The following is a 24,103-nucleotide window of genomic DNA, read 5'->3' as shown; positions in this document are numbered from 1 at the left end:
CTGCGCGGAGCCGTCACTCGCCCACGCTCAGGCGGTCGATGACGAGGCTGAGGTCCTTGCGCAGGGCGCGGATCTCGGGCTCGCTCAGTTCGAGCTGGCACATCACGCTCTCACGGACGGAGACGGCCTCGGAGCGGAGTGCCGAGCCCTTCGGCGTCAGCGCGATCTCGACCTCGCGCTCGTCGGACTGACGGCGGGTGCGGAGCAGGAAGCCCGCGCCTTCAAGTCGCTTCAGCACCGGCGTGAGGGTCCCGGAATCGAGTCGCAGCCGCCGGCCGATCTCGGAAACCGTGACGCCGTCCTGCTCCCACAGGACCAGAAGGACGAGATATTGCGGATAGGTCAGGCCGAGCCGCTCCAGGAACGGGCGGTACGACTTGGTCATCCGGTGTGCGGCCGCATAGAGCGCGTAGCAAAGCTGATTATCCAGGAGGAGCGGGTCCGACTCTCGCTCCGCCTCTAACGTGTCGGCAGTGTACGCCATATCGTTCGCCCATCGCGGTCCAGGCACCGCCACTCTCGACCGCGACCGCGGGTTTGTCATCATACCATAACACGCGAAGCCGGCGCACAAGGTCCAGCCGAGCGTTACGATTTCCTAACAACCGGGTTGGGATCGTGACTCACTATTTGGCGATGCGAGCGCCGCCAGGGTGTCGAGGAGCCCGGTCTCGTCCTCCAGGGTCCGAAGGTCGAGGACGATCGTGTCGTCGCTGATCCGGCCGATCACCGGTATCGGCAGCCCGCGCAGGCGCTCGGCCAGCCGCTTGCACCGACCGCCGGCGCCGCGCCGGCCCGGCCCGCCCCCCGGATCCGGATGGAGAACCAGCGCGGCGCTGGGCAGGGTCTCGACCGGCAGGGCGCCGGAGCCGATCTGGCTGATGCACGCTGCCACCGAGACCGTCGCGCTGCCGGCGAGCCGCTGCGCCACCGCGGGCGCGAGCCGCTCCGCCTGCTCGGCGATCGCCGCGCGGTCGCGGGTCAGCAGCCGCAGGGTCGGCAGCTCCGCCCGCAGCCGCTCGGGGTGGAGATAGAGGCGCAGCACCGCTTCAAGGGCCGCGTAGGTCATCTTGTCGACGCGCAAGGCCCGCTTCAAAGGGTTCTTGCGGACGCGGGCGATCAGGTCCTTCCGGCCGGCCACGATGCCGCATTGGACCGCACCGAGGAGCTTGTCGCCGCTGAACGTCACCACGTCGGCCCGCGCCAGGGCCGCCCGGACGGTGGGCTCGGCCGGAAGGCCGTAGGCGGTGAGATCGACGAGACTGCCGCTGCCGAGATCGTCGGCAAGCGGCACGCCGCGCTCGCGGCAGAGGGCGTGCAGGGCGGCCGGGTCGGCGGCGGCGGTGAAGCCCGCGATCGCGTAATTGCTCGGATGCACCTTCATCACCAGGCCGGTGCGCGGGCCGATCGCCTCCGCGTAGTCGCCGAGATGCGTGCGGTTTGTGGTACCGACCTCGCGGAGACGGCATCCGGCGCGGATCATGACGTCCGGCACCCGGAAGGAGCCGCCGATCTCCACCAGCTCTCCGCGCGAGACCACCACCTCCTTGCGCGTGGCGAGCGCGTTCAGCACCAGCAGGACCGCGGCCGCGTTGTTGTTCACCACCACCGCGGCCTCCGCACCGGTCAGGCGGCAGATCAGGCCCTCGACGTGGTCGTCCCGCTCGCCCCGGCCTCCGGTTTCGAGATCGAATTCCAGGTTGCTCGCCTGCACCATCACGGCGGCGACCGCCTCGGCGGCCGAGCGCGGCAGCAGGGCGCGACCGAGATTGGTGTGGAGCACGGTCCCGGTGAGGTTGAACACAGGCCGCAGGGAGGGGCGTCGCTCGGCAGCGAGGCGCGCGCACGCGGCAGCCCGGATCTCCGGCTCGTCCGGCACCGGGCCACCCGCAACGCGGAGGTCGGCCAGCACGGCCCGGATCGCGTCGGTGAAGGCTGTCCGCCCATAGACTTCCAGATCGGCCGCCGCCGCACTGCCGACCAAGCGCTCGACGGATGGCATCCGGCGGGGTGTTCCGACGGCGCTCGGGTGGATCTGGGCGGATGAGCTCATGCAGAAGAACAGATAACGATCCGCCGGCGCCGGGCCAGCCCGGCAGCACGCGGACAATCCGCACAGGATTGTTCCGCCCCGGGTCCGACGTTAAGGCCACATCCGGAAAACGGTCGCCGATGGCGTACCAAAGCTTTACGAAGCGGCCCGGGCCCAGGCCATGCGGGCCGCCGGCCGATCCTATCGGGAGACGTCATCATGTCCCGGGCCTCTGCTGTCATCCACCCGATGATCCTGTGCGGCGGGACGGGGACGCGGCTGTGGCCGGCCTCGCGGGAGAGCATGCCCAAGCAGTTCGCCCGGCTGGTGGACGCGGAGCGCTCGACGTTCCAGGCGACGCTGGCGCGGGTGTCGGACGCGGCCGTGTTCGCGAAGGCGACCGTGATCGCCTCGGCCGAGGCCCGGTTCATCGTCGCCGAGCAGCGCGACCAGCTCGGCCTTGCCGCCGACATCCTGCTCGAGCCCCAGGGGCGCGACTCGGCCGCCGCGGTGGCGGTGGCAGCGCTGCACGCGGCGGTGGCCGACCCGCAGGCGGTCGTGCTGATCATGGCCGCCGACCATGTCGTGCCCGACACGGCCGCCTTCGTGGACGCCGTGGTGCGCGCGGCCGCCGGCGCGCAGGCGGGCTACACCATGACGCTGGGCCTCGAGCCGGACCGCCCCGCCACCGATTACGGCTACATCCGCCGCGGCGAGCCGATCACGGAGGCGCCGGGCGCGGCCCGCGTCGCACGCTTCGTCGAGAAGCCCGACCGGGCCGGCGCCGAAGCGCTGATCGCGGAGGGCGCGCTGTGGAACTCCGGCTACTTCCTCTTCCGCGCCGACCTGATGCTGGCCGAGCTGGAGGCGTTCGTGCCGGACGTGCTCGCGGCCGCGCGCGCGGCCCTGGAGGCCGCGGTCACCGACCTCGATTTCGTGCGCCTCGATGCGGCGGCCTTCGCCCTGGCCCCCAAGATCTCGATCGACTACGCGGTGATGGAGCGGACCGCCCAGGCTGGCGTGCTGCCGGTGTCGTTCCCCTGGTCGGATGTCGGCACCTGGGACGCGGTCTGGCAAGTCCTGGACCACGATGAGGCGGGCAATGCCGTGCGGGGCCGGGTGTCGCTGATCGAGACGAAGAACAGCCTGGTCCACAGCCAGGGCGACGGCGTGACCGCCGTGGTGGGCCTGGAGGACGTGGTGGTGGTGTCCACGCCCGACGCGGTGCTGGTCGCCTCGAAGGCGCGCTCGGGGCAGGTGAAGGAGCTGGTGACCGCGCTGCGGGCGAAGGGTGAGCCGGAGGCGGACGCGCATCTGCGGATGTACCGGCCGTGGGGCTGGTACCAGCGGATCGACATCGGCGAGCGGTTCCAGGTGAAGCGGATCCAGGTGGTGCCGGGCGGCCGCCTGTCCTTGCAGAAGCACTACCACCGGGCGGAGCACTGGGTGGTGGTGCGCGGCACCGCCGAGGTTACGATCGACGAGCGGGTGGTTCTGGTCCACGAGAACGAGGCGGTCTACCTGCCGATCGGGTCGATGCACCGACTGGCCAATCCGGGGAAGATCCCGCTGGAGCTGATCGAGGTGCAGGTCGGCTCCTATACCGGCGAGGACGACATCATCCGCGTCGAGGATATCTACGGGCGCTGACCGAAATCGCGCCCTGCGACGCAAACACCCTTCCAGTATCTGGAACCATGAAGCCCTCCCGGTGAATAGCAGTGTGTGGTCGCGTCCCTCGCGGATGGCAGCCGCATATCGAGACACCGGGGGAGACTCATGAAGCACAAGCCGCTCCGCGAGCAGGTCATCGTGATCACCGGCGCATCGTCGGGCATCGGGCTGGCCACAGCGCGGATGGCGGCCGAGCGCGGCGCCCGCGTCGTCATGGCGGCGCGCAGCGGCGATGCCCTGGCGCGCATCCGGGCCGAGATCGAGGGGATCGGCGGCAAGGCGATCGACGTGGTCGCCGATGTCGGCCGCCGGGCGGACGTCCAGGCCGTCGCCGACCGCGCGGAGGCGACCTTCGGCGGCTTCGACACCTGGGTGAATGTCGCGGGCGGCTCGATCTATGGCCGGCTGCGCGAGATCAGCGATGCCGACCATGAGCGACTGATCCAGACCAATTTCTGGGGCACGGTCTACGGGTCGCTGGTGGCGACCGAGCACCTGCGCCAGCATGGCGGCGCGCTCATCAACGTCGGCAGCATTGCCTCGGACCTCGCCTTCCCGTTCCAGGGCATGTACGCGGCCTCGAAGCACGCGGTGAAGGGCTTCACCGACGCGTTGCGCATGGAGCTGATGTACGAGAAGGACCCGGTGTCGGTCACCTTGATCAAGCCGGCCTCGATCGATACCCCCCTGCCCCAGCGCGCGCGCAACTACATGGACCGCGAGCCCAGCCTGCCGCCGCCGATCTACCCGCCCGAGGAGGTCGCGAACGCCATCCTGCACGCGGCGGTGCACCCGCAGCGCGACATCTTCGTGGGCGGCGCCGGCAAGGCCTTCACGGCCGGCAAGGAGTTCGCGCCCGGCGCCTACGACTATCTCGCCCCGGCGATCATCGCGCTCCAGAAGCGCGCGAGCGCCCCCCGCAATCCGGATGGGGCTCTGCATGCGCCCGTGGCGGCGGGCGAGATGCGTGGCGACCCGCCGCTCCCCGTCTTGCGGACCAGCGCATACACCCGGGCGACGCTGCACCCGCTCGCCGCGGCGGCAGGCCTCGTCGGCATCGGTGCGGCTACCGCGCTGGCCGTGCTCAGCAACGCGCCCGGTCGCCGTCGGCCTCTGTAGTTGACCCTTGTGATGGACACTCTGCCCGGTCCGGGCCGACCTGCGTCGGACGCGCAACGCGACCCGCGGGTCGTCCCGCGCGGGATCGTCCAGCTCTCCGAAGACCGGACCATCGCCTACGCGGAAACCGGGCGCGGCCCCGATCTCGTGGCGATCCACGGCACGCTGATGTGCCTGGAGGACATGTGGCTCGGGCCGGTGCCGGCGCTGGCGGAGCATTTCCGGGTGATCGCGGTCGACCGTCCGGGGCACGGCTTCAGCCTGCGCCCTCGCGGACGCGCGGCCGATATCTGGGATCAGGCCGCCCGGATCCGGGACGCGGTGCAGCGCCTGGATGTGCACCGTCCGGTGATCGTCGGTCACTCGTTCGGCGCGGCGGTCGCCCTCGCCTACGGAATGCTTCACCCGGAGGAGATTGCCGGCGTCGTTGCCGTCGCACCGATCTGCTTCCCCGAGCCCCGCCTGGAGCACGTGCTGTTCGGCCCGCGGGCGCTGCCGTTCGGCGGCGATCTCCTGTCCAAACTCCTGAGCGCCGGAAGTGACAGGGCGCTGCTTCCGCTGCTCTGGAACGCGATGTTCTTCCCCAAGGCGATGCCGGACACGTTCGCCCGCCGCTTCCCCTTCGACCTCGCCGCACGGCCCGCGCAGATCACCGCGGAAGGCGAGGATGCCGGATGGCTCTGGCCAGCGCTCACGCGCAGCGTTCTGTCCTACCCGACCGCGCGCGCACCGGCGCGTTTCGTGTGCGGCAGCGCCGATCTGGTCGTGAACACGTTCGTCCACGGGCGGCGCGCCGCCGGCCTGATGCCGCCGGCCACGTTCGAGCTCCTGCCGGGAGCCGGCCACATGCTGCACCATTTCCACGCCGACGCGGTGGTGCGTGCGGCGTTGTCGCTGCGTCCGGCGGCATAGGTCTGCCGGTGCTCCGGGGCTCCCGCGTGCCGCTGCATGCACGGCGCGGCGCGATCCGAATATCTCGACCCGACCCGGGCGCGATGCCGCGCCTCAGGTATGATCCTCGCGCGGCAGCGCCCCTGCGCGTGCCCGCAAGTGGCCGGATGCCCGCCTGTGCTCTGCGGGGATAGCGGGCACAAGCCTTCGCTTAGCCGACACAGGTTGTTGCGCAGGCCAAGCCATTAACGCGTCGAGCCTTTTCGCGGTGCATCATCGAACCATGACGTAGCTCGCGAGCCCGCCATGCACTTCAAGATTCGCGCGACCGGCCGGCATCTCTGGACCTGGGTGCTTCTGGATGACACCGAGGCGACGGTCGCCGAGTCGGACCGGGCGTTCCCGACGCAGACCCAGGCCTCGGCTGCCGCGATGGCGTTCGCGCAGCTCGTGGCGCGAGCAGGCCGATCGCTGAACGCGGGATCGCCCGGGGGAAGCCTGATCTGACCGGATCCTTCGGTCCCTTGTCGTTTGGTCTGCCTGGACAGCTATGCGCGCGGCGTCGGCCGCCAATCGGGCGCGGCCATCTCGAAGCCCGCGAAGTCGAAGCCCGGTGAGACCGTGCAGCCCACGAGCGTCCAGGCCCCGAGGCTGGTGGCCGTCTGCCAATGGCCGGCGGGCACCACGCATTGCGGTCGCTGCCCGGCGGCGAGATCCGGCCCGAGATGTTGCGCGGCGGCGTCATGGCCGTTGGGGCTCGTGGTGATCACCAGCGGCGCGCCGGCATGCCAGTGCCAGATCTCGGTGGAGTCCACCCGGTGCCAGGCCGAGACCTCGCCGAGATCGAGCAGGAAATAGATCGCGGTTCCGACGGAGCGACCGTCCACGGTCCTGGGGTCGCGAAAGGTCTCGCGGTAGTGGCCGCCTTCCGGATGGGGCTTCAGCCCCAGCATCGCGATCACCTCGGCCGCCGTCATGTCCGCCTCTCCGTCCTCGGGCCGGGCGCGAATTGCCTCGGGCTTGCCGGCACTTGGCACCGATGGTACCGGCCGAAAACCCTCAAGGTCCGAAAAACATGCCGAGCCCCACCGTACGCCTCCACCGCGGCGACCTGCCCGCCACCTACGACGCGGGCCGCGCGGTCGCCATCGACACCGAGACGCTCGGGCTCAATCCCCACCGCGACCGGCTCTGCGTGGTGCAGATCTCCACGGGTGACGGCACCGCCGACGTCGTACAGATCCCGCAGGCCGGCCCGGAGCCGGTCGTCCTCAAGCGCGTCCTGGCGGATCCGGACGTGCTGAAGATCTTCCACTTCGCCCGGTTCGACGTTGCGGTCCTGTACAAGGCCTTCGGGATCATGCCGCAGCCGGTCTACTGCACCAAGATCGCTTCGAAACTCGCCCGCACCTACACCGACCGGCACGGGCTCAAGGATGTGGTCCGCGAACTCGTCGGCGTCGATCTGTCCAAGCAGCAGCAATCCTCCGACTGGGGCGCCGAGAGCCTGTCTCAGGCGCAGCTCGACTACGCGGCCTCCGACGTGCTCCACCTCCACGCCGCCCGCGAGAGGCTCGACGCGATGCTGGCTCGCGAGAGCCGGACCGAGCTCGCCGCTTCCTGCTTCGCCTTCCTGCCGACCCGGGCGCGCCTCGACCTCGACGGCTGGCCCGAGACCGACATCTTCGCGCACACGTGACGTCGTTTCGGCGGGATCCGGCGCGATTCCCGTGCGGGGTGAGCCTTTCCTGCCACCGCATCGCGGAACGCCGCTGCTAGTTTGCCCGTGCCGCGGCTTTCGAGTCTCGGCCAGGCCCTCCTCGCCGGTCACTTTCCCGATCAGGCCGGCGAGGAGGGTCCGTCGACGACTCAGGTCAGCGTCCGGACACCGGAGGGTGTCGTGATCCGTGCGCTCCAGCACGGGCCAGGACCTGCCACGACGGTCGGGGGAGCGGCGAGGCCGAGGGCGGCGTGAAGCTTCGCCACGCCGTCCGGCTCCGGATGCGTCAGGACGATGGCTTCGAGGCGGGCGCCGAGATCCGGCATCGAGGCGGCGGGGTTCCCGCGAGGCCCCCAATCCATCACGTACGGCGCGGCACCGTCCGCCGGCCAAGCCCCGTCGGGACGCACGCCGAAGCGCCACGACAGCGCGCCGCGGGTCATCGTGGCGGCCTGCCCGAGGAGGTCACCGTGGGCGGCGAGCACGCCGACGAGCGCGTCGGTGCGGGCGACGAACCCACGCAGCCGCCGGCCCGAATCCCAGTCCGCCCGTACCTGCGCGGCGTCGCCGAGGCCGAACCAGCGGGCGCGGGGCGGGGCGGGTGCCTCCGGATCGACGGCGATCACCTCCAGGAACGTCGCCTCGCCGAGGCGCAGCAGGTGGTTGCGGGTGCCCATCTCGCGGTGGCGCCCGCCTTCGGGAATGCCGAGTCCGAGGCAGTCGCGGACATGCGCTACGCCCTTCGCAAGATCCGGCGCGACGACGACGAGGTGGTCGAGGAAGAGCATTTATAGATCAGGCCTCCAAGACGATTCGGCATTTAATCTTGCGCGAGTCTTACTGCATATAGTGCTGAAATCAGACAAAAATATTCTGCGGATGTCTGTGCCGCCGCCGCGAAGAGGCATGTCTCATTGAGAACAACTGCGTCTCGCATAACCTGCAGAAGCTATGTATTATCGTAAAATTGTGCCACCACACAAAAAGGCGGACGAATTGGCCCATACCGAACTCGGAAAACACTTTAATGTCGGTCGAATACGCGAAAAGTTCTGAACGTATGCCAATAAAAATATGGCAAAATCCTCCGATTGTGCAAAATCCGCCCGCGGATAACGTTATAGTCGACATCATGCAACGTTGGCAGCGCTATTCATCATCATTTATTGATCTTTCCGTCGCTCAAAACGACGACATGCACTTCAAATCTGATGATGGACTTGAAGGATATCTGAAGGTTGGCCGATCGGCGGTGAGAATCATTGCCGAGGCCATGCTGTTGGCGGGGCGGGGTGATTTTGGGTCTGTGCTCGACTTGCCCTGTGGCGGAGGACGCGTCACGCGGCATTTGACAAAATTCCTACCCGATAGCGAACTGTTCGTGGCGGACATCGATCAAGAAAAAGAACAATTTGTTATTGATAAATTTAACGTAAGGAAATTTTCTTTTCAGAAAGATTATGTAGGCATGCCAAGTCAAAAATTCGATCTGATATTTTGTGGATCATTGCTTACGCATTTCGACCGACCCATGTTTGATCGGGCATTGAACTACTTCATAGAGGCGCTGAGTCCGTCGGGGCTCGCTGTCGTGACGCTCCATGGACGAAGCTGCGTCAGTCACGATTTGCTGCAGTATAATCATGCTCATAGCTTGCGGAGGCAATATATTAAGCGACATCTCCTTAGGCACTTATTTATAAAATTTAAATACACAACTACGTTAGATCAGAAAAAGGCGATAAACAGGCATTTCATGCGTCGCGGCTTCGGCTATTTTTCTTGCCCGTTGTGGTCGCGGATGTACGGTCAGAGCTACGGTGGCTCCTACACAGCCCCGTCCTGGGCTATCAATCGAGTCGAGGCCCGAGCTGACTGCCGTATATTGGGCTACAAAGAAATGAGCTTTGCCGATTACCAAGACGTTCTGATTGTTCAGAAGATCTGAGATTGTCTGAGCCGTGAACCACGGTAGCCGACCTATTTGCCAGACTCAGCGTCTTGACTATTAGAGGGGCCGAGCATCGCGCCCGGCCCCTCTCACCTCACAGCGAGTAGTACTGCACGAACTCGATCGGGTGCGGCGTCATCTCGTAGCGCAGCACCTCGGTCATCTTCAGCTCGATGAACGAGTCGATCTGGTCGTCCGAGAACACCCCGCCCTCCTTGAGGAAGGCCCGGTCCTTGTCGAGGCTGGTCAGCGCCTCGCGGAGCGAGCCGCACACGGTCGGGATCTTCTTCAGCTCCCGCGGCGGCAGCTCGTACAGGTCCTTGTCCATGGCCGGGCCCGGGTCGATCTTGTTGCGGATGCCGTCGAGGCCGGCCATCAGCAGCGCCGAGAAGGCGAGGTAGGGGTTTGCCATCGGGTCGGGGAAGCGGACCTCGACGCGCTTGGCCTTCGGGCTCTTCGTCCACGGGATGCGGCAGGAGGCCGAGCGGTTGCGCGCCGAGTAGGCGAGCAGCACCGGCGCCTCGTAGCCCGGCACCAGGCGCTTGTACGAGTTGGTCGACGGGTTGGTGAAGGCGTTCAGCGCCTTGGCGTGCTTGATGATGCCGCCGATGTACCAGAGGCACTCCTGGGAGAGGCCGGCATACTTGTCGCCCGCGAAGACCGGCTTGCCGTCCTTCCAGATCGACTGGTGGACGTGCATCCCTGAGCCGTTGTCGCCGTAGACGGGCTTGGGCATGAAGGTCGCCGACTTGCCGTAGCTCTGCGCGACGTTGTGGATGCAGTACTTGTAGATCTGCATGTGGTCGGCGAGCAGGGTCAGCGTGTCGAACTTCATGCCGAGCTCGTGCTGGGCCGAGGCCACCTCGTGGTGGTGCTTCTCGACCTTCACGCCCATGGACTGCATGGCCGCGAGCATCTCGCCGCGCATGTCCTGCGCCGAATCCTGCGGCGGCACCGGGAAGTAGCCGCCCTTGGTCTGCACCCGGTGGCCGAGGTTGCCGCCCTCGTAATCCGTGAAGCCGTTGGTCGGCAGCTCGGTGGAATCGAGCTCGAAGCCGGTGCGGTACGGATCGGCGCCGAACTTCACGTCGTCGAACACGAAGAACTCGGCCTCGGGACCGACATAGATCGTGTCGCCGATGCCGGTCTGCTGCAGGTAGGCCTCGGCGCGCTTGGCGGTGCCGCGGGGGTCGCGGCCGTACGGCTCGCCGGTGGCCGGCTCCAGCACGTCGCAGACGATCGACATGGTCGCGGCCGAGAAGAACGGGTCCAGCGTGGCGGTCACCGGATCCGGCATCAGCAGCATGTCGGACTCGTTGATCGCCTTCCAACCGGCGATCGAGGAACCGTCAAACATGGTGCCCTCGTCGAAGATCTCCTCGTCGATGAGCGACACGTCGAACGTGACATGCTGCCACTTGCCGCGCGGGTCGGTGAACCGGAAGTCCACGTAGCGCACATCGTTGTCCCGGATCGTCTTCAGCACCTCGGCCGCAGTGGTCATCGTGGGCATCCTCCAGGGATCTTCGAAAAACGTCTCTCGTGGCGCACCCGCACGCGGTCTGGTGCGCAAGCAAGCGGGGCTTGATATCCGGCGCGGGCGTGCCTTGCCACCCGCCGGGTGCCGGAATCGGCTGTCGGATAGAACGGTCGGCCCGCGATCCCGCGCGATCTCGAAAGCGTGATCGCGCACGAGCGTTTTTAGGGCATCGTTGTTCCCCGGCAATGGCCCGCCTGGCACGATCCATGCGAATGCGGCCCCGGCCGTCTACGAGGCGGCAAGCCGTTCGCGTCTGCCCGGGTTGCCCAGGTCGCGCATTGATACGGACGAGAGAACCGGAATGACCAAATATAAGCTCGAGTACATATGGCTCGACGGGTACACGCCGACCCCGAATCTCCGCGGCAAGACGCAGATCAAGGAATTCGATAGCTTCCCGACCCTCGAGCAGCTCCCGATGTGGGGCTTCGACGGCTCGTCCACGAAGCAGGCCGAGGGCGGCAGCTCCGATTGCATGCTGAAGCCCGTGCGCCACTTCCCCGACCCGGCCCGCAAGAACGGCGTGCTGGTGATGTGCGAAGTGATGATGCCGGACGGCGTGACCCCGCACGAGTCCAACAAGCGCGCCACCATCCTGGACGATGCCGGTGCCTGGTTCGGCTTCGAGCAGGAGTACTTCCTGTACAAGGACGGCCGCCCGCTCGGCTTCCCGACCTCCGGCTACCCGGCGCCGCAGGGCCCGTACTACACCGGCGTCGGCTACTCCAACGTCGGCGACGTCGCCCGTAAGATCGTCGAGGAGCACCTCGACCTCTGCCTCGATGCTGGCATCAACCACGAGGGCATTAACGCCGAGGTGGCCAAGGGCCAGTGGGAATTCCAGATCTTCGGCAAGGGCTCCAAGAAAGCCGCCGACGAGATGTGGATGGCCCGCTACCTCCTGCAGCGCCTGTGCGAGAAGTACGGCATCGACGTCGAGTACCATTGCAAGCCGCTCGGCGACACCGACTGGAACGGCTCGGGCATGCACTGCAACTTCTCGACTGCCTTCATGCGCGAGCATGGCGGCAAGGCCTATTTCGAGAAGCTCATGGAGGCGTTCAAGAACGCCCGCGAGGAGCACATCGCCGTCTACGGCCCGGACAACCACATGCGGCTGACCGGCAAGCATGAGACCGCCTCGATCCACGAGTTCTCGTACGGTGTGGCCGACCGCGGCGCCTCGATCCGCGTGCCGCACTCCTTCGTCAACAACGGCTACAAGGGCTACCTGGAGGATCGCCGTCCGAACTCGCAGGGCGACCCCTACCAGATCGCCTCGCAGGTGCTGAAGACGATCGCTTCCGTGCCGACCGAGGCCGCTGCAGCCGCGTAAGACGCAGGGGGAGCCCTGAGCTTCCCGGTGTCATCAACGAAGCCGGGCCCTCGGGTCCGGCTTCGCCGTTTCTGGGACGGTCAATTATGTGGCCGACGGGAGGGGGGCCGAGACCCGCGCCGTCATTCCGGAAGGCCGCAGGCGAACCCAGAGCCTAGAACCGCCGCAGGTGCAAAGTCTTGCTGCATCGGCGCGTCTGGATCCCGGGCTCCGCTGCCTGGACCCGGGATGACGCCGGGGCTTGCAGCGCGGACGGCGCGCTGTCCGATGTCACGGCCGCCGCGGGCGCTCGTCCTCGCGGATGGCGGCCTCGTGGTACCACGCGCCGCCGCCGAAGCTCGGCACCGGCACTGGCTTCGCCTCCGCGACGGCGCGGGGCGTCGCCCGTGCGCGCCGGAACGCGGACAGATCGTAGATCTTGGCGGTTTCGCGCGGGTCCATGGCGGCCATCGCACATCCTCCTCAACGGGTTCAAGCGGCCGATCAGGCCGGCCGTTCCCGATGATGTGGGGTGCGGAAGACGGCGCTCCAGAGCCAGAGACGCCATTGCCGGACATTCGCGCAGTGCGAAATCTTAGGCAGACGTCGCGCGGCCGGCTGCCGCCTGCAGTGCCGGGACCACAGGCGGAGGCGCGTCAGATCGCGTCGGTACCGGTCTCGCCGGTGCGGATGCGGATCGCTTCCTCGATCGTCGAGACGAAGATCTTGCCGTCGCCGATGCGCCCGGTCTGCGCCGATTTGCGGATCGCCTCCACGGCCCCCTCGACGAGGGCATCGGACAGGACGATCTCGAGCTTCACCTTGGGCAGGAAATCGACCACGTACTCGGCGCCCCGGTAGAGCTCCGTGTGGCCCTTCTGACGGCCGAAACCCTTCGCCTCGATGACGGTGATGCCCTGGAGACCGACCTCCTGGAGCGCCTCCTTCACCTCGTCGAGCTTGAAAGGCTTGATGATCGCTTCGATCTTCTTCATGCCGCTCGGGCCTGCGCTGCGGTGCGTGGCATTTCTAACATCCTCGTGACGCCTTCGCCATGCCGTTTTCGCGGCGTGTTCGACCATAGTGCCTATTTCGTGTGCGTTTCACGCACATCCTTCGGGCGCTTCCCAGGATTCTGGCGCGGTTTTAGTCAGAGCTGATCGGCACACGGGCAGAGGCGGAGATGGATATGCATGTGCTGACGGTCGCGGCAATGAGGCAGGTCGATACCGCGGCGATCGACGGCGGTGTGCCGGGCCTTACGTTGATGGAGGCGGCCGGTGCGGCCGTAGCCGATTGCGCCCGGGCCCGGCTGCCGGCGGGTGGCCGCGCCGTCGTCCTGTGCGGGCCGGGCAATAACGGCGGCGACGGCTTCGTGGCCGCGCGCCTGCTGGCCGAGGGAGGCTACGCCATCGACCTTTTCTGTCTCGGCGAGGCGTCGAAGCTGACGGGAGATGCCGCCCAGGCGGCCAAGGCCTGGACCGGGCCGGTGCACGCGCCCGATGGCGCCGCGCTGCCGTCCTGCGATCTCGTGATCGACGCTCTGTTCGGAGCCGGCCTGTCGCGCGACCTCGACGGTTCCGCCCGCGCGCTCGTCGAGACGGTGAACGCTTCCGGGACCCCGGTGCTCGCCGTCGATGTGCCGAGCGGGGTCGACGGCGATACCGGCGCGGTGCGCGGCGCTGCCATCCAAGCGGTGGAGACCGTGACCTTCGTGTCCTTCAAACCGGGGCATCTGCTTCAGCCGGGCCGTGGCCTCTGCGGCCAGCTCAGCCTCGCGGATATCGGGACCGGCCCGGAGGCCTTGGCGGCCGGTCTCGCCGCCTGTCCGCGCCTCCATCGGAACGGGCCCGGCCTGTGGATCCGGGATTTTCCGCGGCTCACCGGAGCCAGCCACAAATACACCCGCGGCCACGCCCTGGTGCTGTCGGGGCCGGCCACCAAGACCGGGGCGGCCCGATTGGCCGCCCGCGGCGCCCTGCGGGTCGGCGCCGGGCTCGTCACGATCGCGTCGCCGACCGCGGCGCTTGCCGAGAACGCCGCCCACCTCACGGCGATCATGCTGCGGCCCTGCGAGAGCGCCGACGACCTCGACGACCTGCTCACCGACGAGCGCCTGAACGTGATCCTGGCGGGGCCGGGGCTCGGCACCGGCGAGCCGACCCGCGAACGGGTCGCCGTGGCGGCGGCGGCCGGACGCGGTCTCGTCCTTGACGCCGACGCGCTGACGAGCTTCGCCGGGCAGGCGCCGCTGCTGGCCGCCCATCTCGCCGACGGGGATGCGCGGGCTGTGCTGACACCGCATGCCGGCGAGTTCGCGCGGCTGTTCGAGAACACGGACGCGATGGCGGAGGGCACCGACAAAGTCGCGCGGACCCGTGCCGCGGCCGAACTCACCGGCGCCGTGGTGGTCTTCAAGGGCGCAGACACGGTGATCGCGGCTCCCGATGGGCGCGCGGCGATCAACGATCACGGCAGCCCCTATCTCGGGACCGCGGGGTCCGGGGACGTGCTGGGCGGCCTGATCGCCGGCCTGCTGGCGCAGGGCATGGAACCCTTCGCGGCCGCCGCGGCCGGCGTCTGGCTCCACGGGGATGTCGGCCTCCGCCACGGGCCGGGCCTGATCGCCGAGGACATCCCCGAGCTGATGCCGGCGGTGCTGCGCGACCTCGTCGCGTCGATCGGAGGCTGACCGATCAGGTGACCTCGAACATCGTCCAGAGGCCGGTGTCGAACCGCTCCAGCACCGTGGCGCTGATCAGCCAGCGACCTGGGTTGTCCGCCAGGAAGCCGATCCGGGCTGTCCGGCCCTCCAGGAGCTGGAACGTGTCGAGCCAGTAGGGCTCCCAGCCATCGTCGAGAGGATGCAGGAGGCGGAAGCAGTGGCCATGCAGGTGAAGGGCCTGCGGGAAGCCGGACTCGTTGCGCAGGGCCAAGACAACGACCTGGCCGCGCTTCACCGAGAAGATTGGCTGGAGGCCGACGGCGCCGCTCACGCCGTTTACCGACCAGATCTTCTGCGGGTCGCCGGTGTAGACCGGATCGGGTGCGGCGCCGTCCTTGGTCCCGTCCTTGGTCTTCGGCACGAAGGCGCCGCCGGTGATCACCACGTCGCGGCGCAGGGCATTCTGCAGCTTGATCTCGGCCGGCAGGCGCTTGTTCTCGCCGATCGGTCCGATCGGCGCACGCTTCTCGGTGATCCTGGCCCCCTTGGTGGTGACACTCGCGAGCGTCAGGCCTTTCCCGATCAGCGCCTCGATCGCGCACCGGGCGCCCTCCTCCTCCGGCAGATCGACCATCAGGTCGTAGCGGGTGCCGGGCGGGAACGGCAGGGTGGCCCGCAGCGGCTCGAACGTGTCGGTGGGCTGCCCGTCGACGGCCGCCACGTAGACCTTCACGCCCTCAAACTTTATGCGCGTTGCCCGGGCGTTGCAGGCATTGCCGAGCCGCAGGCGGATCCGGGAGCCCGGCCGGGCCTCGAAGGCGCCCGGCACCGGCTTGCCATTGACCGTGACGAGGTTGCCGAGCCGGCCATGAGCGGCCGCGAGCGCCGTCTGCCCGAAGGCCATCAGCGTGCCGTCGTCCTGGAGTCGCCAGTCCTGCAGGACAACGCTGACATCGGCGTCGACGGCGGGCGGGTTCGCCTCCTCGACGACCAGCATGCCCGCGAGCCCGCGGCCCGACGGCTCGCTCGCCCCGCCGACGATCAGGGGCCGGATCAGGTAGGAGCCGGCATCCGGCGGCGTGAAACTGTAGAGGAAGTCGCCGCCCGGCGGGATCGGAGCCTGGGTCACCCCGCCGACGCCGTCCATGGCGTTGATATTGCGCACGCCGTGCCAGTGCAGCGACAGCGGCTTGTCGGTCCGGTTCTCGACCTTGAGGCGCACCGCCTGCCCGAGCTTCACACGGACGACGGGCGGCAGGGCCTTGCCGTCGAAGCACCAGACCGGAATCTCGGGCGCGGGCTCCGGCCTGAACCGCGCCTTGCCGGGCGCCGCTTGCAGAACGGCGGGTTCCGATTGAGCGGCGGCCGGCGTATCCGGCGCAGCCCCCGGCGCCTGGGCCCGCACCGCCTCCGGGGCGAGTCCGAAGGCGGCCGCGGCCGCGATCAGGGTCCGTCGCGACGGCCCACCGGCGTGCGAATCGGTCGGCGGCACGGGGCGGGATGGCGGCATGGGAACTCGGCTGCGGCTCGCGACGGGCCCGCTCCTTAGCGGCGTGCGGGCTTGCGCGCCACAGGGACAAGTTTTTTGCTGCGGGCCGGCTGGCCCATGCTATAGGGCGCGCTTCCGGCGGCCGGCGATGCGCCGGATGTCGGCGCGCGCGGGCGTGGCGGAACTGGTAGACGCGCTGGATTTAGGTTCCAGTGTCGCAAGACGTGGGGGTTCGAGCCCCTCCGCCCGCACCAGGACGTCTCCTGAGGGTGCGGTCCCAGCGGACCGCCCTGTCTTCGTACCCGACGTCTCGGCATCCCGAACCGCGTGAGCACGATGCCGGCCCGGCCGGCGACCCCAGGTTTCTTTGAAGAGCGACGACGACGATGCAGGTGACCGAGATCAACGCCCAGGGGCTGAAGCGCGAGTTTCAGGTTCTGCTGGCCGCCCAGGAACTCGAGGAGCGCCTGACCAACGAGCTATCCGGCATGAAGGACAAGGTGCAGCTCAAGGGCTTCCGCCCGGGCAAGGTGCCGGTCGCGCACCTGCGCAAGGTCTATGGCCGCTCGGTGATGGCCGAGGTGGTGCAGAACGCCGTCAACGAGGCGAACCGCCAGATCGTCACCGATAACGGCCTCAAGCTCGCCCTCGAGCCGCAGGTCGAGTTCCCGACCGACCAAGCTGAGGTCGAGAAGGCGCTGGATGCCAAGGGCGATCTCGCCTTCAAGGTCGCCCTGGAGGTGATGCCGAGCTTCGAGCTCGCCGACCTCTCCGACGTCAGCCTGACCAAGTTCGTCGCCAAGCCCTCCGATGAGGAGGTGAACGAGGCCCTCGAGCGCATGGCCGGCCAGAGCCGTCCGTTCGCCGAGCGCGACGAGGGTGCCGAGGCGCAGAGCGGCGACCGCGTCACCATCGACTTCGTCGGCCGCATCGACGGCGAGGAGTTCCAGGGCGGCAAGGGCGAGGGCATCGACCTGGAGCTCGGTTCCGGCTCGTTCATCCCGGGCTTCGAGGACCAGCTTGTCGGCGCCAAGGTCGGCGACAAGCGGCTCGTGAAGGTGACGTTCCCGGAGGCCTACGGGGCCGAGAACCTCGCCGGGAAGGATGCCGAGTTCGACGTGACGGTCACGAAGATCCAGGCGCCGGGCGAGGCCAAGATCGACGACGAGCTCGCCAAGTCGATGGGCATGGAGTCGCTGGAGAAGCTCCGCGAGGCCGTATCCGAGGCGATCGGGCGCGATTTCGAGGCCGCCACGCGCCGCCGCCTCAAGAAGGACCTCCTCGACGCCCTGGACGGCAAGTACGCCTTCGAGCTGCCCCCGTCCCTGGTGGCGCAGGAATTCGCCGCCGTGTGGGCCCAGGTCGAGCAGGATCTCAAGACCCGCGGCAAGACCTTCGCGGACGAGGACACCACCGAGGAGAAGGCCCAGGCCGAGTACAGGAAGATCGCGGAACGGCGCGTCCGTCTCGGTCTCGTGCTTGCGCAGGTCGGCGAGAGCGCCGATATCAAGGTCTCGGATGACGAGGTGAACCAGGCCCTCATTGCCCGGGTCCGGCAGTTCCCGGGCCAGGAGCAGCAGGTCTGGGACTTCTACCGGAAGAATGCACAGGCGCTCGCGGAACTCCGCGCGCCCCTGTTCGAGGAGAAGGTCGTTGACCACGTCCTCGGGCAGGTCAAACTCGTCGAGGAGCCCGTCTCGAAAGAGGCGCTTTTCGCGGACGAGGATGAGGACGACACGACCGGCGAGAAGCCGGCAGACAAGGCCGGGGCCGAGACCGAGCCCAAGGCCGACTGAGTCCCGCTCTGTCCCAGGACGGCGGGCAAGGGTTAGGCGATGGTTAAGCATCGCCGGTGTTCGCTGACATGTCCGGGGCTGCCCTGATTCGCGGCAGCTCCGGGCCTCACTTGGGCAGGACGAGATGAGAGATCCGATCGACGTCTACAACAACGCGCTCGTGCCGATGGTCGTCGAGCAATCGAGCCGCGGCGAGCGCGCCTTCGACATCTACTCCCGCCTGCTGCGCGAGCGCATCATCTTCCTCACCGGCCCAGTGGAGGATTACGGTGCGTCGCTGATCGTGGCGCAGCTGCTGTTCCTCGAGGCGGAGAACCCGAAGAAGGAAATTTCCTTCTACATCAACTCCCCCGGCGGCGTGGTCACCTCGGGCCTGTCGATCTACGACACGATGCAGTTCATCCGCTGCCCGGTGACGACCCTCTGCGTCGGCCAGGCCGCCTCGATGGGCTCGCTGCTGCTGACCGCCGGCGAGCCCGGCCACCGCTTCGCCCTGCCGAACGCCCGGATCATGGTCCACCAGCCATCGGGCGGCTTCCAGGGTCAGGCGACCGACATCCTGATCCACGCCCGCGAGATCGAGGCGCTGAAGCGGCGCCTGAACGAGATCTACGTGAAGCACACGGGCCGCGACTACGACACGATCCACACGGCTTTGGAGCGCGACAACTTCATGACCGCCGACGCGGCCAAGGAGTTCGGGCTTATCGACGAGGTGATCGAGAAGCGTCCCGAGCCGGCTGCCGCCTGAGCGGCATGCGGCGCCTGACCGCCGCGGCGCGGCCTTGATCCCGCCGCGGCAGCGTGTTTGCATCCGAGATTGGGCCCTTCGGTCAAACGCGCGCAGCACACTGTTTCTTTAAACGGGCCCCCTACATTCATGCGATGCGCGTCCGCCCCTAGCCGGCTGCGGATGCGAGGAATCGGAGACCGATATGAGCAAGACTGGCGGCAACGACTCGAAGAGCACGCTGTATTGCTCGTTCTGCGGCAAGAGCCAGCACGAGGTCCGCAAGCTGATCGCCGGCCCGACGGTGTTCATCTGCGACGAGTGCGTCGAGCTGTGCATGGACATCATCCGCGAGGAGTCGAAATCCTCGCTGGTGAAGAGCCGCGACGGCGTGCCGACCCCCAAGGAGATCCGCCGCGTCCTCGACGACTACGTCATCGGCCAGGACTTCGCCAAGAAGGTCCTCTCGGTCGCGGTGCACAACCACTACAAGCGGCTCGCCCACGCGACGAAGCACAACGACGTCGAGCTGGCCAAGTCCAACATCATGCTGATCGGGCCGACCGGCTCGGGCAAGACCCTGCTCGCGCAGACGCTAGCCCGGATCCTCGACGTGCCGTTCACCATGGCGGACGCCACGACCCTCACCGAGGCCGGCTATGTCGGTGAGGACGTCGAGAACATCATCCTCAAGCTGCTCCAGGCCTCGGACTACAACGTCGAGCGGGCCCAGCGCGGCATCGTCTACATCGACGAGATCGACAAGATCTCGCGTAAGTCCGACAACCCGTCGATCACCCGCGACGTGTCGGGCGAGGGCGTGCAGCAGGCGCTCCTGAAGATCATGGAGGGCACGGTCGCCTCCGTCCCGCCCCAGGGCGGCCGGAAGCACCCGCAGCAGGAATTCCTGCAGGTCGACACCACCAATATCCTGTTCATCTGCGGCGGTGCCTTCGCGGGGCTGGAGCGGATCATCTCCCAGCGCGGCAAGGGCACCTCGATCGGCTTCGGCGCGACCGTGCAGGCCCCGGACGACCGCCGCACCGGCGAGATCTTCCGCTCGGTCGAGCCGGAGGACCTGCTGAAGTTCGGCCTCATCCCCGAGTTCGTCGGGCGTCTGCCGGTCCTGGCGACGCTGGAGGATCTCGACGAGGCCGCGCTGAAGAAGATCCTGCAGGAGCCGAAGAACGCCCTGGTCAAGCAGTACCAGCGGCTGTTCGAGATGGAGAACGTCGACCTGACCTTCCAGGACGATGCTCTGTCGCTCGTCGCCCGCAAGGCGATCGAGCGGAAGACCGGTGCTCGCGGCCTGCGTTCAATTCTGGAGACGATCCTTCTCGACACGATGTACGACCTGCCGGGCCTTGAGTCCGTGGAGCAGGTTGTGATCGGTCCGGAGGTGGTCGAGGGCAAGTCGCGCCCGCTCTACATCCACGGCGACCGCAACAAGGACGCGCCCGCCAGTGTCAGCGCCTAAGCGCTTGGTAGGGTTGCATTAAGCGCCCGGCTCAGGCCGGGCGCGCTGCGGGGAACATCTTGAAAACGCTGCGCCCCGCAGCCACCTCAGGCTCAGCGCGGTGGCCGCACGCTCCTTCGAGGTTCGGTCCGCGTCGCCAGCCGCAAAGTTAGCGAAATCCGACCCTCGCGGCCCGGTCGGCCCCTGGCTGTAGGCGCGCTCCGTGCATGGAGGCGCCGAACCCGGGCGTCCTGAGAGGAAGTCAGCATGTCACAGTCGAAATCGCGCCAGCCGGTGGTCCCGGGTTCGACGGGCTCCTACGCCGTCCTCCCCCTGCGCGACATCGTCGTCTTCCCGCACATGATCGTCCCCCTGTTCGTGGGCCGCGAGAAGTCGATCCGCGCCCTCGAGGAGGCGGTCCGCACAGATCGCCATATCCTGCTCGCCACGCAGATCAACGCGGGCGATGACGACCCGGCGACCGATGCGATCTACAAGATCGGCACTCTCGCCTCCGTGCTCCAGCTCCTGAAGCTGCCCGACGGCACCGTGAAGGTGCTGGTCGAGGGCGTCGGCCGGGCGAAGGTCACGGGCTTCACCCGCTCGGACGAGTATTATGAGGCTACCGCGGAAGCCCTGCACGACGAGCTCGGCGATCGCGTCGAGGCCGAGGCGCTCGCGCGCTCCGTGCTCTCGGAGTTCGAGAATTACGTCAAGCTGAACAAGAAGATCTCGCCCGAGGTCGTCTCCGCCGTGACCCAGATCGACGAGCCGTCCAAGCTCGCCGACACGATCGGCTCGCACCTGCTCGTCAAGATCTCCGACAAGCAGGGCATCCTGGAGACGCCCACGGTGGCGCAGCGCCTCGAGCGCGTGCTGTCGCTGATGGAGAGCGAGATCTCCGTGCTCCAGGTGGAGAAGCGCATCCGGACCCGCGTGAAGCGGCAGATGGAGAAGACCCAGCGCGAGTACTACCTGAACGAGCAGATGAAGGCGATCCAGAAGGAGCTGGGCGACTCCGAGGATGGCCGCGACGAACTGGCCGAGCTCGAGGAGAAGATCGAGAAGACCAAGTTCACCAAGGAAGCCCGTGACAAGGCGACGGCCGAGCTGAAGAAGCTGCGCCAGATGTCGCCGATGTCGGCCGAGGCGACTGTTGTGCGCAACTACCTCGACTGGATGCTCGGCATCCCGTGGGGCAAGCGCTCGAAGATCAAGAAGGACCTGCTCGGTGCCCAGGCGCTGCTCGACGAGGACCATTTCGGCCTCGACAAGGTCAAGGAGCGGATCGTCGAGTACCTCGCCGTGCAGCAGCGGGCGAACAAGCTCACCGGCCCGATCCTGTGCCTCGTCGGCCCCCCCGGCGTCGGCAAGACCTCGCTCGGCAAGTCCATCGCCAAGGCGACGGGTCGCGAGTTCGTCCGGATGTCGCTCGGCGGCGTGCGTGACGAGGCCGAGATCCGCGGTCACCGTCGGACCTATATCGGCTCGATGCCCGGCAAGATCGTGCAGTCGATGCGCAAGGCCAAGACCTCGAACCCGCTCATCCTGCTCGACGAGATCGACAAGATGGGCATGGATTTCCGCGGCGATCCGTCGGCGGCGCTCCTCGAGGTGCTCGACCCTGAGCAGAACAGCACCTTCAACGACCACTACCTGGAGGTGGATTACGACCTCTCGAACGTGATGTTCGTGACCACGGCCAACACCCTCAACATCCCGGGCCCACTCATGGACCGGATGGAGGTGATCCGGATCGCCGGGTACACCGAGGAGGAGAAGGTCGAGATCGCGCGCAAGCACCTGATCCCGAACGCCCTGAAGAAGCATGGCCTCGGGACGCACGAGTGGTCGATCGACGACGACGGGCTGATGATGCTGGTCCGCCGCTACACGCGGGAAGCCGGCGTCCGCAACCTGGAGCGCGAGCTGTCCAACCTGATCCGCAAGGCGGTGAAGGAGATCCTGATCACCAAGACCAAGTCGATCGCGGTGACGCCGGAGAACCTCCCCGTCTTCCTCGGCCCGCCGAAGTTCCGCTACGGCGAGATCGATGCGGACGATCAGGTCGGTGTGGTCACGGGTCTGGCCTGGACCGAGGTCGGCGGCGAGTTGCTGACGATCGAAGGCGTCATGATGCCCGGCAAGGGCAAGATGACGGTCACCGGAAACCTGAAGGACGTGATGAAGGAGTCGATCTCGGCGGCGGCGAGCTACGTCCGCTCCCGGGCCATCGACTTCGGCATCGAGCCGCCGCTCTTCGAGCGCCGTGACATCCACGTCCACGTTCCGGAGGGGGCGACCCCGAAGGACGGTCCGTCGGCCGGCATCGCCATGGCCACCGCGATCATCTCGACGCTGACCGGGATCCCGGTCCGTCGCGACGTCGCGATGACCGGCGAGGTGACGCTCCGTGGTCGGGTTCTGCCGATCGGCGGCCTGAAGGAGAAGCTGCTCGCGGCGCTGCGCGGCGGCATCAAGACGGTGTTGATCCCCGAGGAGAACGCCAAGGACATCGCCGAGGTGCCCGACAGCGTGAAGAACGGCCTGGAGATCATCCCGGTCTCGCGGATGGACCAGGTGCTGGAAAAGGCGCTGGTCCGCCAGCCCGAGGCGATCGAGTGGGAAGAGCCGCTGCCGGTGGCCAAGCCCGCCCGGACCGAGGAGGACGGTGCCGCCTTCGTGGCGCACTGATCCATCGGGTCGAATGAGACAAGCCCCCGGAGCTTCGCGCGCCGGGGGCTTTTTCATGCGCGGAGGTCGGATGCGCATCCTGCTGATCAACCCCAACACCAGCGCGCACGTCACCGACCTCGTCGCCGGTCATGTCCGCACGCAGCTCGACGGCCGGGCGGAGCTGCGCGCCGTCACCGGCCGGTTCGGGGCCCGCTACATCGCGAGCCGGGCCGCCGCGGCGATCGCAGGTCACGCCGCGCTCGACGCCCTTGCAGAGCACGGTTCCGACTGCGACGCCGTCTATCTGGCCTGCTTCGGCGATCCCGGATTGCTGGCGTTGCGGGAGCTGTCACGGGTGCCGGTGGTCGGCATGGCGGAGGCCGCCTGCCGCGAGGCCGCCGCGCGGGGCCGTTTCGGCATCGTCACCGGCGGCGGAGCCTGGGAACCGATGCTGCGGGAGTTCGTGGCGGCCCTCGGCCTGTCCGACGCCCTGGCAGCGCTCCGAACCGTGGCTCCGAGCGGCGGCGCCATCGCCAGCGACCCGGACGCGGCGCTGGCGATGCTGGTCGAGGCCTGCCGCGCCTGCGTAGCGTCGGGATCCGAGACGGTCATCCTGGGCGGTGCCGGCCTTGCGGGGCTGGCGACGCGGATCGCTTCGCAGGTCGCTGTTCCGATAATCTGCTCGGTCGAGGCGGGGACCCGCGCGGTTCTGGCCGCAGCTGGCAGATCCGACTCGGCTTGGTTCAGGCCGGACCCGGTCGAAAGCGTCGGCCTGGCACCAGCCCTGGCGGCGCGGCTGATGGATTCCTGACGCGGATCCGGAATGCGGACCTTGCACCGAACCGGCGCCATGCCGTAACGGTCGCCGTCCGGGCGGTTAGCTCAGTTGGTAGAGCGTCTCCTTTACACGGAGAGGGTCGGCGGTTCGAGCCCGTCACCGCCCACCAGACAATGTATCGGTCTCATGCGATCCCGATGACCGCGCCTCCTCGCATGCAGGTCGGTCGCGGCTGAATCTGTGGCTCAGCCGGGGTCGGTGATCGGCCCCG

Annotated in this window: 21 protein-coding genes and 2 tRNA genes; 15 read left to right on the top strand and 8 right to left on the bottom strand. The window is 67.8% G+C overall.

Features of this window, described 5'->3' with window-relative positions:
- Positions 1-13: 13 nt before the first annotated feature.
- Positions 14-484, bottom strand: coding sequence for a MarR family transcriptional regulator (locus tag ABIE45_RS09595; protein ID WP_192706502.1), 471 nt, complete (start codon positions 482-484; stop codon positions 14-16).
- A 114-nt stretch (positions 485-598) separates the two neighbouring features.
- A complete protein-coding gene (gene selA, locus ABIE45_RS09590) occupies positions 599-2,053 on the bottom strand; it encodes an L-seryl-tRNA(Sec) selenium transferase (protein WP_192706501.1) in 1,455 nt (484 codons plus the stop codon).
- A gap of 198 nt (positions 2,054-2,251) precedes the next feature.
- Between selA and ABIE45_RS09585 the strand changes: the two genes are divergently transcribed.
- The 4 genes from ABIE45_RS09585 (at position 2,252) to ABIE45_RS09570 (ending at position 6,223) form a co-directional block, all read left to right on the top strand.
- Positions 2,252-3,682 carry a mannose-1-phosphate guanylyltransferase/mannose-6-phosphate isomerase gene (locus tag ABIE45_RS09585; protein WP_192706500.1) on the top strand — a complete coding sequence of 477 codons (1,431 nt, stop codon included), beginning with the start codon at positions 2,252-2,254 and terminating at the stop codon, positions 3,680-3,682.
- Positions 3,683-3,811: 129 nt separating this feature from the next.
- Complete coding sequence (locus ABIE45_RS09580; protein ID WP_192706499.1) at positions 3,812-4,825, top strand: SDR family oxidoreductase; 1,014 nt, start codon at positions 3,812-3,814, stop codon at positions 4,823-4,825.
- Positions 4,826-4,837: 12 nt separating this feature from the next.
- Positions 4,838-5,737 (top strand): alpha/beta fold hydrolase, encoded by a 900-nt coding sequence (locus tag ABIE45_RS09575; RefSeq protein WP_192706498.1) that lies wholly within the window; start codon positions 4,838-4,840, stop codon positions 5,735-5,737.
- Positions 5,738-6,022: 285 nt separating this feature from the next.
- A complete protein-coding gene (locus ABIE45_RS09570) occupies positions 6,023-6,223 on the top strand; it encodes a hypothetical protein (protein WP_192706497.1) in 201 nt (66 codons plus the stop codon).
- Between the two features lie 41 nt (positions 6,224-6,264).
- Here ABIE45_RS09570 and ABIE45_RS09565 read toward each other — a convergent pair whose 3' ends face one another.
- Positions 6,265-6,693, bottom strand: coding sequence for a cupin domain-containing protein (locus ABIE45_RS09565; protein WP_192706496.1), 429 nt, complete (start codon positions 6,691-6,693; stop codon positions 6,265-6,267).
- A gap of 98 nt (positions 6,694-6,791) precedes the next feature.
- Between ABIE45_RS09565 and ABIE45_RS09560 the strand changes: the two genes are divergently transcribed.
- The gene (locus tag ABIE45_RS09560; protein WP_192706495.1) at positions 6,792-7,415 is read left to right on the top strand and encodes a ribonuclease D; all 624 of its coding nucleotides are present in this window, start codon (positions 6,792-6,794) and stop codon (positions 7,413-7,415) included.
- 170 nt (positions 7,416-7,585) lie between these two features.
- Here the strand turns inward: ABIE45_RS09560 and ABIE45_RS09555 are convergent, their stop codons facing one another.
- The gene (locus ABIE45_RS09555; protein ID WP_192706494.1) at positions 7,586-8,224 is read right to left on the bottom strand and encodes a VOC family protein; all 639 of its coding nucleotides are present in this window, start codon (positions 8,222-8,224) and stop codon (positions 7,586-7,588) included.
- A 239-nt stretch (positions 8,225-8,463) separates the two neighbouring features.
- Between ABIE45_RS09555 and ABIE45_RS09550 the strand changes: the two genes are divergently transcribed.
- Positions 8,464-9,384, top strand: a complete 921-nt coding sequence (locus tag ABIE45_RS09550; protein ID WP_192706493.1) for a class I SAM-dependent methyltransferase — start codon at positions 8,464-8,466, stop codon at positions 9,382-9,384.
- A gap of 97 nt (positions 9,385-9,481) precedes the next feature.
- Here ABIE45_RS09550 and glnA read toward each other — a convergent pair whose 3' ends face one another.
- The gene (gene glnA / locus ABIE45_RS09545) at positions 9,482-10,891 is read right to left on the bottom strand and encodes a type I glutamate--ammonia ligase (protein ID WP_192706492.1); all 1,410 of its coding nucleotides are present in this window, start codon (positions 10,889-10,891) and stop codon (positions 9,482-9,484) included.
- Between the two features lie 337 nt (positions 10,892-11,228).
- Between glnA and ABIE45_RS09540 the strand changes: the two genes are divergently transcribed.
- Positions 11,229-12,263: a glutamine synthetase beta-grasp domain-containing protein gene (locus ABIE45_RS09540; protein ID WP_192706491.1), complete on the top strand. Its 1,035-nt coding sequence runs from the start codon at positions 11,229-11,231 to the stop codon at positions 12,261-12,263.
- 270 nt (positions 12,264-12,533) lie between these two features.
- On the opposite strand, the gene ABIE45_RS09535 is transcribed toward ABIE45_RS09540, so the two are convergent.
- The gene (locus tag ABIE45_RS09535) at positions 12,534-12,713 is read right to left on the bottom strand and encodes a DUF2735 domain-containing protein (RefSeq protein WP_192706490.1); all 180 of its coding nucleotides are present in this window, start codon (positions 12,711-12,713) and stop codon (positions 12,534-12,536) included.
- A gap of 185 nt (positions 12,714-12,898) precedes the next feature.
- Entirely contained in the window at positions 12,899-13,237 is a 339-nt protein-coding gene (locus ABIE45_RS09530) for a P-II family nitrogen regulator (protein WP_003600526.1), read from the bottom strand.
- A 194-nt stretch (positions 13,238-13,431) separates the two neighbouring features.
- Here ABIE45_RS09530 and ABIE45_RS09525 point away from each other — a divergent pair, with 194 nt between their 5' ends.
- Positions 13,432-14,934, top strand: coding sequence for an NAD(P)H-hydrate dehydratase (locus ABIE45_RS09525; RefSeq protein ID WP_192707335.1), 1,503 nt, complete (start codon positions 13,432-13,434; stop codon positions 14,932-14,934).
- A 4-nt stretch (positions 14,935-14,938) separates the two neighbouring features.
- Here ABIE45_RS09525 and ABIE45_RS09520 read toward each other — a convergent pair whose 3' ends face one another.
- Entirely contained in the window at positions 14,939-16,417 is a 1,479-nt protein-coding gene (locus tag ABIE45_RS09520; RefSeq protein ID WP_192706489.1) for a multicopper oxidase family protein, read from the bottom strand.
- 148 nt (positions 16,418-16,565) lie between these two features.
- On the opposite strand from ABIE45_RS09520, the gene ABIE45_RS09515 reads away from it, so the two are divergent.
- The 7 genes from ABIE45_RS09515 (at position 16,566) to ABIE45_RS09485 (ending at position 24,001) form a co-directional block, all read left to right on the top strand.
- Positions 16,566-16,650, top strand: a tRNA-Leu gene (locus ABIE45_RS09515).
- 132 nt (positions 16,651-16,782) lie between these two features.
- Positions 16,783-18,192: a trigger factor gene (gene tig, locus ABIE45_RS09510; RefSeq protein WP_192706488.1), complete on the top strand. Its 1,410-nt coding sequence runs from the start codon at positions 16,783-16,785 to the stop codon at positions 18,190-18,192.
- Between the two features lie 124 nt (positions 18,193-18,316).
- Positions 18,317-18,943 carry an ATP-dependent Clp protease proteolytic subunit gene (locus ABIE45_RS09505; protein WP_012322036.1) on the top strand — a complete coding sequence of 209 codons (627 nt, stop codon included), beginning with the start codon at positions 18,317-18,319 and terminating at the stop codon, positions 18,941-18,943.
- A gap of 184 nt (positions 18,944-19,127) precedes the next feature.
- Entirely contained in the window at positions 19,128-20,399 is a 1,272-nt protein-coding gene (gene clpX, locus ABIE45_RS09500; protein ID WP_091712519.1) for an ATP-dependent Clp protease ATP-binding subunit ClpX, read from the top strand.
- A 246-nt stretch (positions 20,400-20,645) separates the two neighbouring features.
- Positions 20,646-23,072, top strand: a complete 2,427-nt coding sequence (gene lon, locus ABIE45_RS09495) for an endopeptidase La (protein ID WP_192706487.1) — start codon at positions 20,646-20,648, stop codon at positions 23,070-23,072.
- A gap of 70 nt (positions 23,073-23,142) precedes the next feature.
- Complete coding sequence (locus ABIE45_RS09490; RefSeq protein WP_192706486.1) at positions 23,143-23,865, top strand: aspartate/glutamate racemase family protein; 723 nt, start codon at positions 23,143-23,145, stop codon at positions 23,863-23,865.
- 60 nt (positions 23,866-23,925) lie between these two features.
- Positions 23,926-24,001, top strand: a tRNA-Val gene (locus tag ABIE45_RS09485).
- Positions 24,002-24,103: the final 102 nt, after the last annotated feature.

It is taken from the genome of Methylobacterium sp. OAE515 (assembly GCF_041806315.1).
In the GTDB taxonomy this organism is placed as follows: Bacteria; Pseudomonadota; Alphaproteobacteria; order Rhizobiales; family Beijerinckiaceae; genus Methylobacterium; species Methylobacterium tardum.
Note: the sequence above shows the minus strand (reverse complement) of the source record. Positions and strands in the feature narration are given on the sequence as shown.

Excerpts from the sequence above, each read along its gene's own strand:
- tig (WP_192706488.1), top strand. The coding sequence starts at position 16,783 with ATGCAGGTGACCGAGATCAACGCCCAGGGGCTGAAGCGCGAGTTTCAG.
- ABIE45_RS09535 (WP_192706490.1), bottom strand. The coding sequence starts at position 12,713 with ATGGCCGCCATGGACCCGCGCGAAACCGCCAAGATCTACGATCTGTCC.
- ABIE45_RS09570 (WP_192706497.1), top strand. The coding sequence starts at position 6,023 with ATGCACTTCAAGATTCGCGCGACCGGCCGGCATCTCTGGACCTGGGTG.
- ABIE45_RS09525 (WP_192707335.1), top strand. The coding sequence starts at position 13,432 with ATGCATGTGCTGACGGTCGCGGCAATGAGGCAGGTCGATACCGCGGCG.
- ABIE45_RS09550 (WP_192706493.1), top strand. The coding sequence starts at position 8,464 with ATGTCGGTCGAATACGCGAAAAGTTCTGAACGTATGCCAATAAAAATA.
- selA (WP_192706501.1), bottom strand. The coding sequence starts at position 2,053 with ATGAGCTCATCCGCCCAGATCCACCCGAGCGCCGTCGGAACACCCCGC.
- ABIE45_RS09490 (WP_192706486.1), top strand. The coding sequence starts at position 23,143 with ATGCGCATCCTGCTGATCAACCCCAACACCAGCGCGCACGTCACCGAC.
- glnA (WP_192706492.1), bottom strand. The coding sequence starts at position 10,891 with ATGACCACTGCGGCCGAGGTGCTGAAGACGATCCGGGACAACGATGTG.
- ABIE45_RS09560 (WP_192706495.1), top strand. The coding sequence starts at position 6,792 with ATGCCGAGCCCCACCGTACGCCTCCACCGCGGCGACCTGCCCGCCACC.
- ABIE45_RS09575 (WP_192706498.1), top strand. The coding sequence starts at position 4,838 with ATGGACACTCTGCCCGGTCCGGGCCGACCTGCGTCGGACGCGCAACGC.
- ABIE45_RS09520 (WP_192706489.1), bottom strand. The coding sequence starts at position 16,417 with ATGCCGCCATCCCGCCCCGTGCCGCCGACCGATTCGCACGCCGGTGGG.
- ABIE45_RS09580 (WP_192706499.1), top strand. The coding sequence starts at position 3,812 with ATGAAGCACAAGCCGCTCCGCGAGCAGGTCATCGTGATCACCGGCGCA.
- ABIE45_RS09565 (WP_192706496.1), bottom strand. The coding sequence starts at position 6,693 with ATGACGGCGGCCGAGGTGATCGCGATGCTGGGGCTGAAGCCCCATCCG.
- ABIE45_RS09505 (WP_012322036.1), top strand. The coding sequence starts at position 18,317 with ATGAGAGATCCGATCGACGTCTACAACAACGCGCTCGTGCCGATGGTC.
- lon (WP_192706487.1), top strand. The coding sequence starts at position 20,646 with ATGTCACAGTCGAAATCGCGCCAGCCGGTGGTCCCGGGTTCGACGGGC.
- ABIE45_RS09595 (WP_192706502.1), bottom strand. The coding sequence starts at position 484 with ATGGCGTACACTGCCGACACGTTAGAGGCGGAGCGAGAGTCGGACCCG.
- ABIE45_RS09555 (WP_192706494.1), bottom strand. The coding sequence starts at position 8,224 with ATGCTCTTCCTCGACCACCTCGTCGTCGTCGCGCCGGATCTTGCGAAG.
- ABIE45_RS09540 (WP_192706491.1), top strand. The coding sequence starts at position 11,229 with ATGACCAAATATAAGCTCGAGTACATATGGCTCGACGGGTACACGCCG.
- ABIE45_RS09530 (WP_003600526.1), bottom strand. The coding sequence starts at position 13,237 with ATGAAGAAGATCGAAGCGATCATCAAGCCTTTCAAGCTCGACGAGGTG.
- clpX (WP_091712519.1), top strand. The coding sequence starts at position 19,128 with ATGAGCAAGACTGGCGGCAACGACTCGAAGAGCACGCTGTATTGCTCG.
- ABIE45_RS09585 (WP_192706500.1), top strand. The coding sequence starts at position 2,252 with ATGTCCCGGGCCTCTGCTGTCATCCACCCGATGATCCTGTGCGGCGGG.